The sequence below is a fragment of the Halobacillus litoralis genome (assembly GCF_004101865.1).
In the GTDB taxonomy this organism is placed as follows: domain Bacteria; phylum Bacillota; class Bacilli; order Bacillales; family Halobacillaceae; genus Halobacillus; species Halobacillus litoralis_A.
Genome location: NZ_CP026118.1, coordinates 2,905,007 through 2,916,581, shown reverse-complemented (window position 1 = coordinate 2,916,581; position 11,575 = coordinate 2,905,007). Strand labels below are relative to the sequence as shown.

The following is an 11,575-nucleotide window of genomic DNA, read 5'->3' as shown; positions in this document are numbered from 1 at the left end:
TTCTGATGAGTAATGGCGAATAAGAACGAGTGCCATAATGATTTGACTATATAGTAAAGGAATGATGACATGCCCAATCCTCGGAGAGTCTGGTTTCCGAACGCCTGGTATCATATTACCGCACGTGGCAATCGTAAGACAGACATTTTTTATGATGAACACGACCGCTTCAAGTATTTGCAATTACTTCGGGAAGCGAAACACACCTACCCCTTCCACCTTCACGCTTATTGCCTCATGTCCAACCACGTCCATCTTCTGATTGAAACAATCGATACGCCTCCCGGTTCGTTCATGAAAGAAATCCATTCCCAATATGCCCGCGCTTTCAACAAAAAATATGGGTATGTCGGCCACCTCTTCCAAGGTCCCTACAAAGCCCACCTGCAAGGCGATGTCAATGCCATCCTCCAAGTCAGTCGCTATATCCACTTGAATCCATGCCGTGCCCTATTGACCCTTGAACCAGAAGCCTACAAATGGAGCAGTTACCCCCACTATCTATCTCCTACACCCTTTTACTCGGATTTGATAACAACGAAAACCGTACTATCTTATTTCAAAGATGTAAAGCAGTATGAATCCTTCGTCCAATTGGCAAATAAATCCACCTCAGGTCATCCAAATAATGGATGACCTGAGGTGGAAATAAAAGGATGTTATGGCTGGAGGAAGTTTTCAACTTCTGCCAGTGCTTGTTCTGCGTCTGTGCCGACGCAAGTGACTTCGACTTCATCGCCTTCTTGCAGGCGTAAGTTGATCAAGCCGAGTATACTCTTGAGGTTGGCTTCAATTACGCTTCCCTGTACGTTTTTCTTCAACAAGATCTCCGAATCGTAGCTCTGGATGATCTGTGATAACTCCATGATGGTCTGTGTTTCCTTCATATGGACAGCTACTATTTTCGACACTTTTTCACTCATCTATTTCCCCCCTTTCGATAGGAATTCACTAAATAAGCAACTTTCATTAGGGTTTCCTTTTAATGACCTTACATAAACATCATCAATAAAACCGGAATGGTCACAACACTGAACACTGTCGTCATCAATGTGATGCTCGACACCAGCTCGGGTTTGGAATTGAACTGGACCGCATATATCGTCGTTGTAGCGGCAGATGGCATCGCAGCTGAAACAACCAGCACACTCGCCATCAAATCACTCATCGGCAAAACGAGCGTCAAAGCGAACGCGATCAAAGGTGAAGCAATCAACCGGACGGATGAAGCATAAGAAACTTTTGACCACTCCAGGTTTTTCACAGGAATCCCTGCCAGCTGCATCCCTAGAACAACCATGACCATCGGAATCGTAGCGGCCGCTAATAGATCGACACTCGACATCAAGTTTTCCGGCATCGGAATGCCGCCTAAGTTCATGACAAGTGCAACAAGGACAGCATAAGTCGGAGGCATTTTCAAAACGGAAACGACCGCCATCTTCAAGCCGGCTGTTCCTTTCGCTGCATAATAGACCCCGAAGAAGTTCATGATGATCGCCTGCAGGACTAGAAAAGATACCGAGTAGACGAATCCTTCTTCCCCGAAGGCAAAAAGAATGATCGGAGCACCGTAGTTTCCGGAGTTCATGAAAGCAGTCGATAGAATCAGGCCACTTTCCATTTTTTGATCATAGTTCCTGACTTTACTGACGATTTTATTGATGATGAGAATACTGAACAGCAGGAGCACTGAGAACACGAGCATCATTAAATATTCACCATTCAAGTCAGCTTCATAAAAGGTTTGGAAGACTAAGCATGGCAGCATGATGTACAAAGCGATGGTTGATACTGATTTGATATCCAGATTTGCTAGTTTTTGAATCAAGTAACCTGCCCCGAATATCAACAGGACAGGAAACACGACTTGAATGAATACTGTCATAACAAAATTACCACTCGGCTACGCTGCCGTCACGGTGTCTCCACACCGGGTTGCGCCAGCGATGTCCTTCCTCTGCCATTTGTCGTACCTTATCTTCATTGATCTCAATCCCAAGGCCTGGCCCTTTCAACATTTCCACTTGGCCGTCTTCATACGTGAACACAGAGGCATCTTCAATATAATCAAGCAGATCACTGCCCTTGTTATAGTGGATGCCAAGGCTTTGCTCCTGTATGAAGGCGTTGTGACAGGTGGCATCGACCTGCAGGCATGAAGCAAGCGCGATCGGCCCTAATGGACAGTGAGGAGCCAACGCGACATCGTAAGCTTCAGCCATCGTGGCGATTTTTTTACATTCGGTTATGCCCCCTGCATGAGATAAGTCAGGCTGGATGACATCTACATGACCGCTCGCCAGCAGCTCTTTGAAGTCCCAGCGTGAATACATCCGTTCCCCTGTCGCAATCGGAATCGATGTATGGGCAGCGATTTCTTTCAATGCTTCATTATTTTCAGGTAACACAGGTTCTTCAATGAACATCGGACGATAAGTTTCCAATTCTTTCGCTAAAATTTTGGCCATCGGCTTGTGGACACGACCGTGAAAATCGATGCCGATCCCGACATCTTTGCCGACCGCTTCTCTTACTGCCGCTACCCTTTCGAGCGTTTCGTCTATTTTCCGGTGTGTGTCGATGTACTGCAGTTCTTCTGTACCATTCATTTTGATAGCACGGAAGCCGCGATCGACCGCTTCTTTGGCAGCACCGCCTACGTCAGATGGACGGTCACCACCGATCCAGGAGTACACATCGATGGATTCACGGCACGCGCCGCCCATCAATTCAGAAACAGGAGCATTGTAATATTTCCCTTTAATATCCCATAACGCCTGGTCGATTCCAGCAATAGCGCTCATATGAATAGGTCCGCCACGGTAAAAACCTGAGCGGTACATGACGTTCCAATGATCTTCAATCGGAAGCGGGTCTTTACCCAGCAAATAATCCTTCAATTCATGGACAGCGGTTTCCACCGTTTCCGCTCGACCTTCGATGACTGGCTCTCCCCAGCCGACAATCCCCTCATCTGTGGTTATTTTCAAAAACAACCAGCGTGGCGGGACGACGAATGTTTCCATATTGACGATTTTCATCTGTTATTTCCTCCTTCTCTTGCTGACTGCACACGCTCGGTAAACTGACGCGCACGCTCTGTCAGACCCTGGTAATCTTTATCAGCCAACAGATTCTTGTCTATCAAAGATCCACCAGCCCCTACTGCTATCGCGCCATTTTCAATGTACTCGCCGGCATTATCCTTATTGATCCCTCCTGTAGGAATCATCGGAATATGACCAAGAGGACCTTGTACGTCTTTGATGTAGGAAGGACCCATCGCCCTTGCCGGGAATACCTTGACGACATCTGCCCCAGCTTGGTATGCATCAACCATCTCTGAAGGCGTCATCACACCTGGGATTGAAACTACACCGTAACGGTTCGCCATTTCAATCAATGGTTTGTTGTAATTCGGTGAAAAAATGAACTGTGCTCCAGCATCGATAGCTGCCTTGGCTGTTTCTGCATCCAGAACAGTCCCTGCGCCGACAAGCGCATGTTCACCCAGCTCCTGTTTCAGTTCCTGGATGATTCCATACACATCTGGTGTATCAACAGTCACTTCAAGGGTTGTCACTCCACCTTCCACAAGCGCTTTGGCTAAAGGAAGAACTTCCTCCCTATTGGGACGACGGATGACCGCAACGATTCCGGAACTCTCCAACTTTTGTAAAATATCAATTTTTTTCATTATCTGTTTCCTCCTTCAGCGTTCGACATCGCTCAGTCGCTCGCCAGAATCTATGAATGATTGTAGTTGCACCCGGGTCGGTACTCCTTCGACATCGCCGTTCATTTGCACCACAAAAGCACCGACCGCATTGCCGCGTTCAACTGCTTCCTCAAGAGAAACTTCATCGAGGACACCGCTGATGACACCAGCAGCGAATCCATCACCGGCGCCAACTGGATCGACGACATTTTTCACTGGAATTCCGGGAACGATTCCTGATGATTCGGCAGATGTATAATAAGCTCCCTCTTCCCCCAATTTCACGACAACTGTCTGTCCTTTGTGGGTTTTGAGGGCTTCCGCTGCCTTTTCATAATCCGTTTCCCCTGTGAGGAAAGCAGCTTCGTCTACCCCAGGAAGGATGATGTCTGCAAGTTCAGCAATCTGGTTCAAAACTTGTTTCGCTTCTTCCTTATTTCCCCACAGCTTGTAACGAATATTAGGATCGAAAACAACTGTACGTCCTGCTTCCTTCGCCAAATGAATCGCATGGAAAATAGCATCCTGACAGCTTTCACTCAAGGCTGGGGTGATGCCTGTGATGTGCAATATTTTCGCAGAAGAAATATATGAATCCGGTAAATCCACAGGTTCCATTAAACTAGCCGCAGACTGATGACGATAGTAGTAAACATTCACATGGTCGGCCGACAACTTCTCTTTGAAAAAGATTCCTGTCGGTGCTTGTTTGGTGTAAGTGACTCCACGAGTATCTACACCTTCTCCACGAATGAACTTATGAACATATTTTCCGAATGGATCATCACCAAGCTTGCTGATCCATCCTGAAGAATGGCCAAGCCTAGCTAAGCCGATGGCTACATTCGATTCTGCACCACCGATTTGTTTTTGCATCGTATTGGCATATTCTAATGACGCATGGTCAGAGCTGCCGAACAACACCATTGTTTCTCCTAATGTAACAACATCCAAGGATTCCATATCTATGATCCCTTCTTCCTGAAATTCTATATTGATTTAACTTCGCCCCACACGATGTGGGGTCGTTCGGCGTTGCAACAGGACGTTGCGCACTTAGCCGAACTTCCGCTTCCCCCCTTGTTGCGGCAAACAGCACCGCTTCAAGGTTCTGCTTAAGCTTGTCGGGGCTACCAGGGGGGCTGCACTTTTGATATAACCAAAAACCCCTTGCGTGGGAGCAAGGGATTTTCGGGGTTTCTTCAAGGAGGGTCAGTCCTTTTACTGGCTGAGAATTTTCAATGTTTCTGTTTGTAGCTGATCTTGATTCCACACGATGCGGGTCGTTCGGCGTTGCAATAGGATATTGCGACGCCCAACTTCACTCTTCCCCTTACTGTGGCAAACTACCACTTCAAGGCGCTGAATATACTTGCGGATTGCTTTCAAAAAGGTTCCGCAATCAGTTAATCACCGAAACTGATCAACCATAGAGATAATTCAGGGATGAACGTGATCATTAAGAGCGAGAATAGCATGGCAAAGAAATAAGGGATGATCGCTTTCGAGAGTTCCTCGATGGATAGTCCCGATATTCCGGAAGCGACAAATAGGTTTACACCTAATGGCGGTGTTATGAATCCGATTGCCAAGTTGACGACCATGATGATACCGAAATGTATCGGATCGTAACCTAAATCGGTAGCGATCGGCAATAAGATCGGTGTCAAAATGATGATAGCTGCCAATGTATCCATGAAACAACCGACAAGAAGCAACAGCACTGTAATCAAGAGAATGAGAATGATCTCATTTTCTGATATGGAAAGCATGAAGTTCGCTACTTGTGATGGGATCTGTTCAATTGTCAGTAAACGTCCGAATGCTGTTGCTGATCCGACGATGATCAAGACAGTCGCTGTCGTCAGGGCTGAATCAGCGAATATTTTCGGCATATCTTTGATGCTTAATTCACGGTATAAGAAGAGACCTGCAATGATTCCGTATACGACGGCGATTACAGCTGCTTCTGTAGGGGTGAAGATTCCGCCGTAGATTCCACCAAGAATGATGACAGGGATAACCAGGGCCCATTTTGCATCCCAAAACGTTTTCCCGATTTTTTTCAGGGAGGTCGGTTCATCCAGACCGCTGTACCCTTGCTTCTTAGAGTAAATGTAAGCCCATGCAAGAAGGGCAAATCCAACGATGAAACCTGGGATGATTCCGGCGATGAACATGTCACCGATGGAAGCACTTCCGACAACACCGTAGATGACCATCGGAATACTTGGTGGAATGATGACACCAATCGAACCTGCTGCAGCTACGGTCGCTGTTGCGAATTTTTTATCATACCCATGTCTGACCATGGCAGGGATCATGATTCCACCGATTGCGGCTACGGTCGCTGGACCAGAGCCGGAAATAGCAGCGAAGAACATACAGGTAACGATGGTTGCCATCGCGAATCCACCTGTCTTATTTCCGACAAGTGCGTTGGCGAAATTGAACAAGCGTTCTGAAATCCCGCCTTTCCCCATAATCTCACCGGCTAAAATGAAGAATGGAACGGCCATCAATGGAAATGAATCGATAGAGGTGACAAGTTCCTTCATTAAGAATTGAACAGGAATGGCGCCTGTATAGAAAATCGTCGCAAGTGTAGATAGTCCGAGAGCGATTCCAATCGGTACACTAAGAAGCAGGAAGAGAGCGAATGTCCCGAATAATACAATTGTAGTCATGACTCATCCTCTCCTTCCTGCTTTTGCAAACGATCACGCTCATCTGCGATCTCGAGTTCCTTTTTACCGAACAGCATTTTTATTTGTACAATAAGATTTTGAATCAAACGGATGGCTGCCAAGCCGAACCCGATTGGAGTAGCCATGTACACGGCTCCCATAGGAATGCCCAAAGCTGGAGACTGCTGGCCGAATGACAAGAGCTGGGCAGCGATATCATAACCACTGAATACTACATAAATGCTGAAAAATAAGAATAGTAGATTAGCAGCAATGGCCAATACCAATTTCCCTTTGCCTTTAAGCAAGAGCAGCATGACATCCACCTTGATGTGACGCTGTTTCTTCACTCCATAACTTATACCGATATACACTAACCAAATGAAGCAGTACCGTGCAAGTTCCTCTGACCAGGATAGTGAGTTTCCTGAAACTCGCATGGCGACTTGCAGGAAAATGACACTGACCATGATGGTCGAGAAAATGACGAGCAAGACTTCTTCTAATTTGCGGTCGATCGCTCGAATGATGTTCATTTTTTCACCTCAACTGACCCTCATTTTTACTGTAAATGGAGAAGAGTACGCCGCAGATCTTCTGCAACGTACCTCCTCGTAATCTTGGATTATTATTTAGCTTCTTCGATCGCTTTGTAAACTTTATCTACTGTTTCTTCACCGATTTTGCTCTTATATTCTTCAATAACCGGCGCTACAGCGTCTTTCATTTCCTGGCGTGCTTCATCAGTGATTTCTGTGTATTCCATACCTTCTTCTTGCAACTGTTCAAGATATTTTTCGTTCGCTTCACGGTTCAGTTTACGTTCGTACTTACCTGCTTCTACTGCTGCATCTTTAACGATTTTCTGCTGATCTTCACTCAAACCGTCATAGAAAGATTTACTCATAAGGAATACGAACGGGCTGTAAATGTGGTGCGTGTTGGAAACGTGTTTTTGTACTTCATAGAATTTTTGCAGATAGATTGTTGCATAAGGGTTTTCCTGACCATCAACTGTACCTTGCTGCATTGCTGTGAACAATTCTGTGAACGCCATTGGTGTCGGGTTTGCACCTAGTGCTTTGAAAGCATCCAAGTGTAGGTCGTTTTCCATTGTACGGATTTTCAGACCCTCAAAGTCTTCAACTGACGCTACTGCACGTTCGCTGTTCGTCAAATCACGGAAACCATTTTCCCAATAAGCAAGACCTACAAGGTTCTGCTCTTCAAGCTTGCCTAGCAATTCCTGGCCAACTTCTCCATCAAGAACTTTATCCGCTACTTCTTCATTTGGGAAAAGGAACGGGATATCAAATACGCTGAATTCAGGAACGAAGTTTGCAAGTGGTGCTGTAGAAGGAATCGTTACTTCTTGTGTACCTAGCTGCAATGCTTCTGTCATTGAACGGTCATCACCTAGCTGACCACTATGATATGTTTCTACTTTGATCGCGCCGTCTGTTTCTTTTTCAACGATTTCTTTAAACTTCAACAAACCTTTGTATTGAGGGTGATCGTCGTTAAGTCCGATTCCTGCTTTAATGACTTTTGCGTCTCCGCTTCCCTCTGAAGCGCTTTCACTACTATCCCCATTAGATGAATCCGATTCACCATTCCCGCAAGCTGCCAGGACAGTGATCAAAAGAACTGCACACATAAGACCGAATAATTTTTTCATAATAAAACCTCTCTCCTTTTTATATATAATTTATTTTTTCACTACAGCATGTCCACCGAATTCGTTACGCAAAGCTGCTACGACTTTTCCGGAGAACGTATCACTTTCTTGTGAACGGTAACGCATCATTTGTGACATTGTGATGACTGGTGCCGCCATCTCCAACTCCAATGCGGTTTCAACCGTCCATTTCCCTTCACCTGACGAATTCATTACGCCGCGAATCTCATCCAAGTTCGCATCTTTCGAAAAGGCGTTCTCCATCAGTTCGATCAGCCATGAGCGGATGACGGAACCATTGTTCCAAACTTTGGATACCGCTTCATAATCATAATCGAATGGACTCTTGTCCAAAATCTCATAACCTTCTGCAATCGCCTGCATCATTCCATACTCAATGCCGTTGTGGACCATTTTCAGAAAGTGTCCGCTTCCGGCACGTCCCGAGTAGTGGTAACCGCTTTCAACAGCTGTGTCAGAAAAGAGCGACTCAATTTCAGCAAACTGCTTGGCATCTCCACCGATCATGTAACATGCTCCGTGTCGAGCCCCGTCTGTACCACCACTTGTTCCGACATCGAAGAAGAAAATATTTTTCTCATTTAATTCCTCGGCGCGGCGCAGACTATCTTTATAGTTGGAGTTTCCTCCATCAATGATGCGGTCGCCTGGCTCAAGTGATTTGGCTAGCTCCTGAATAACGGACTCTGTAACGTCTCCCGCCGGAACCATCACCCATATCGTGCGCGGGCTTTCCAGTTGACTTATAAGCGCTTTCAAATCTTTCGCTGGTGAAGCACCTTCATTTGATAATTTGTCAACTGATTCTGGGTTTACGTCGTTCGCAACGACTTTGTGACCATGGTCCATAAGGTTCAACGCTAAGTTGTATCCCATTTTTCCAAGGCCGACTAAACCAACTTGCATAATCTGACCCCTCTCTAGTATCGAACGTTCATCTGAAAAATTTTTTCTACAATTACGATTATACAATAAATCTTTTTTAGTTCAATGCTTTTCTCGAAAAAAATTTCAATCACTTTAACTTTTATTCGAAAAAAATTTCGTTTACAATGGAAGAAGTTGAAAAGAACACTGAGGAGGAGCCCTTATGATTGAAGCACCAACCAAGCACGTTATCAATCGAATCCGTTCGTCTTACAGCCAATTTAGTGAAAAAGAAAAGCTGATCGCCGATTACATTTTAGAGAATAGAGATGAAATCGTCCACTCTACCATCAACCAGGTAGCCGATGATCTTATGGTCGCTGATGCAACCGTTTTCAGGTTTTGTAAACGATTAGGTTTCAAAGGTTATCAAGCGATGAAAATTGCTTTAGCCTCGGAAATCGTCAACCCGATTAAGGATATTCATGAAACGATTTCTGAAGCGGATACGGACTTTGAAATTACTGAAAAAGTCTTCCAGGCGAATATAAGAGCATTGGAATCTTCACGAGATGTCCAAAATCCGGAATCCCTATCTAAAGCGATGGATAGTTTAGTCGAAGCAGAGCGAGTCTTCTTCTTTGGAAGTGGCGGATCGAACATACTTGCTTTAGACGCTCAACATAAATTCATCCGGACAGGTATGGAAGCACACGCCTATGCAGACACCCACCTGCAGCTGATGTCTGCCTCTCAATTGAGAGAAACAGATGTGGCTGTGGTAATCTCCCACACGGGATCCAATAAAGATTTACTTGATATCGTTGAAGTCGCAAAACAAAGCGGGGCAAAGACGATCGCCATCACCAACTTCGCCAAGTCTCCATTGACGAAGCTTGTCGATCTTTGCTTATATACAGTCGCACAGGAAACCGAATTTCGTTCAGAAGCGCTCGCATCAAGAATTGCCGGGCTTTCGCTGATCGATTCCCTTTTTGTCATCTACAGCATGAAGAATAAAGAGAAAACACAGGAAGCCACCCAAAAAATGCGTGGCGCCATTTCAAGGAAACGTGTATAGAAAGGAAGTCTTAAATGAACTATGTCATTGGTTTAGATCTTGGAACGACAAGTGCCAAATCGGTCGTCTTCCAGGAGAACGGTCATGTGGTTGCCGAACATGAAGTCGATTACCCACTCAACCATCCACAAGTAGGCTATGCCGAACAGGATCCATTACAAATGGAAACGGCTGCTTTAGAAGCATTGAATTTGAGTACGCGCCTTGTCGAGTCAGAAAACATCGTCGGGGTCGGAATTTCCGCAGCCATGCATTCGATGATTTGTATGGATGAAAATGGTGTTCCATTATCACCTTCCATCATCTGGGCAGACGCTCGCAGCGCTGAGGAAGCAGCATTATTGAAAAAAGAATCTCCTGATGTATATATGCGTACAGGAACACCTCTCCACCCGATGTCACCACTATCCAAGCTCCTATGGATGAAAAAATATCGTTATGAACCTTGGGAGCAGGCGGATTACTTTGTTTCCGTCAAAGAGTTTTTACTGTATCGCTGGTTCGGTGAAAAAGTGGTGGATTACTCGATTGCAGCCGCGACGGGATTATTCAATATCCACACCCATAAATGGGATGAGGAAACATTGCACCTGGCCGGGATCAGTGAAGGACAGCTGTTCGCACCAGTGCCCCCGACGTATGCAATGGAAAACATGCGTGAACATTTTGCTGAAAAAGCTGGTTTGAAACGCTCGACTCCTTTCGTAATCGGAGGCAGTGACGGCCCCCTTGCAAACCTTGGCATCGGAGCCATACGACCAGGAGAAACAGCGATTACCATCGGCACCAGCGGGGCGATCCGTCAATTTTCCAGTGAGCCATTGCTGGATGATCGTCAGGAAATTTTTTCATACAGCTTCACAGATGACTTGTGGATCACAGGCGGCCCTTCCAATAATGGCGGGCTCGTATTGAAGTGGGTGCAGCAACTTTTTGAAACAGAGAGCGAATCACTGCCGTTGGAGAAATTGTCAGAACTGGCCGCTGAAGTAGAGGCTGGCTCGGAAAATCTGCTTTTCCTCCCGTATTTGAACGGGGAACGTGCTCCGTTCTGGAAAGCCGAAGCCAAGGGATCGTTCATCGGTCTGACTCCTTCCCACCGTAAAGAACACATGACCCGCGCAGCGATGGAAGGTGTACTGTTTTCGATATTACATATCGCCAGTGCGCTCGAAAGACTTGGAAATAAGCATGAAAAAATCTTTGCTAGCGGCGGGTTCGCCCGCTCTCCGGTCTGGGTACAGATGCTTGCCGACTTGTTCAACAAGCGTATCGATATCCCTGTCAGCCACCAAAGCTCTGCTTGGGGCGCTGCATGGGTCGCGCTTTACAGCTTAGGCCATGTTGACCGCTTGGAAGACATCAAGGAGTCCATTCCTATGAATCAGCATTATGTTCCAAATGAAGAAAATCACCAAAAATACCGCCAGCTATTCGACGTCTATCAATCCGTCTCACACAAACTGCAGACAGACTTCGAACAACTTCACCGGTTATGATCCGAAAATTTCAAGGGACCT

The 11,575-nt window shown here is 45.9% G+C and carries 12 protein-coding genes; 3 read left to right on the top strand and 9 right to left on the bottom strand.

Annotation, left to right across the window (positions count from 1 at the left end; translation table 11 throughout):
- Window positions 1–69 precede the first annotated feature (69 nt).
- Window positions 70–636, top strand: a complete 567-nt coding sequence (locus HLI_RS14645; RefSeq protein WP_128525661.1) for a transposase — start codon at window positions 70–72, stop codon at window positions 634–636.
- A 23-nt stretch (window positions 637–659) separates the two neighbouring features.
- Here the strand turns inward: HLI_RS14645 and HLI_RS14640 are convergent, their stop codons facing one another.
- The 9 genes from HLI_RS14640 to gnd all read right to left on the bottom strand — a co-directional run bounded on the left by HLI_RS14640 (window position 660) and on the right by gnd (window position 9,013).
- The gene (locus tag HLI_RS14640) at window positions 660–923 is read right to left on the bottom strand and encodes an HPr family phosphocarrier protein (protein ID WP_128525660.1); all 264 of its coding nucleotides are present in this window, start codon (window positions 921–923) and stop codon (window positions 660–662) included.
- Window positions 924–991: 68 nt separating this feature from the next.
- Entirely contained in the window at window positions 992–1,888 is an 897-nt protein-coding gene (locus HLI_RS14635) for an AEC family transporter (RefSeq protein ID WP_128525659.1), read from the bottom strand.
- Window positions 1,889–1,895: 7 nt separating this feature from the next.
- Window positions 1,896–3,044 carry a galactonate dehydratase gene (dgoD, locus tag HLI_RS14630; protein WP_128525658.1) on the bottom strand — a complete coding sequence of 383 codons (1,149 nt, stop codon included), beginning with the start codon at window positions 3,042–3,044 and terminating at the stop codon, window positions 1,896–1,898.
- A complete protein-coding gene (locus HLI_RS14625; RefSeq protein ID WP_128525657.1) occupies window positions 3,041–3,700 on the bottom strand; it encodes a bifunctional 4-hydroxy-2-oxoglutarate aldolase/2-dehydro-3-deoxy-phosphogluconate aldolase in 660 nt (219 codons plus the stop codon). Before HLI_RS14625 ends, dgoD begins: the two co-directional genes overlap by 4 nt.
- A 15-nt stretch (window positions 3,701–3,715) precedes the next feature.
- Window positions 3,716–4,684, bottom strand: a complete 969-nt coding sequence (locus HLI_RS14620) for a sugar kinase (protein WP_128525656.1) — start codon at window positions 4,682–4,684, stop codon at window positions 3,716–3,718.
- 443 nt (window positions 4,685–5,127) lie between these two features.
- The gene (locus HLI_RS14615; RefSeq protein WP_128525655.1) at window positions 5,128–6,408 is read right to left on the bottom strand and encodes a TRAP transporter large permease; all 1,281 of its coding nucleotides are present in this window, start codon (window positions 6,406–6,408) and stop codon (window positions 5,128–5,130) included.
- Window positions 6,405–6,944, bottom strand: coding sequence for a TRAP transporter small permease (locus HLI_RS14610; protein WP_128525654.1), 540 nt, complete (start codon window positions 6,942–6,944; stop codon window positions 6,405–6,407). The genes HLI_RS14615 and HLI_RS14610 overlap by 4 nt, the downstream gene beginning before the upstream one ends.
- Before the next feature lie 92 nt (window positions 6,945–7,036).
- Window positions 7,037–8,086 carry a TRAP transporter substrate-binding protein gene (locus HLI_RS14605; protein ID WP_128525653.1) on the bottom strand — a complete coding sequence of 350 codons (1,050 nt, stop codon included), beginning with the start codon at window positions 8,084–8,086 and terminating at the stop codon, window positions 7,037–7,039.
- A gap of 30 nt (window positions 8,087–8,116) precedes the next feature.
- Window positions 8,117–9,013, bottom strand: coding sequence for a phosphogluconate dehydrogenase (NAD(+)-dependent, decarboxylating) (gene gnd, locus HLI_RS14600; protein WP_128525652.1), 897 nt, complete (start codon window positions 9,011–9,013; stop codon window positions 8,117–8,119).
- A gap of 184 nt (window positions 9,014–9,197) precedes the next feature.
- On the opposite strand from gnd, the gene HLI_RS14595 reads away from it, so the two are divergent.
- The gene (locus HLI_RS14595) at window positions 9,198–10,055 is read left to right on the top strand and encodes a MurR/RpiR family transcriptional regulator (RefSeq protein ID WP_128525651.1); all 858 of its coding nucleotides are present in this window, start codon (window positions 9,198–9,200) and stop codon (window positions 10,053–10,055) included.
- A gap of 14 nt (window positions 10,056–10,069) precedes the next feature.
- Window positions 10,070–11,554, top strand: coding sequence for a gluconokinase (locus HLI_RS14590; protein ID WP_128525650.1), 1,485 nt, complete (start codon window positions 10,070–10,072; stop codon window positions 11,552–11,554).
- Window positions 11,555–11,575: the final 21 nt, after the last annotated feature.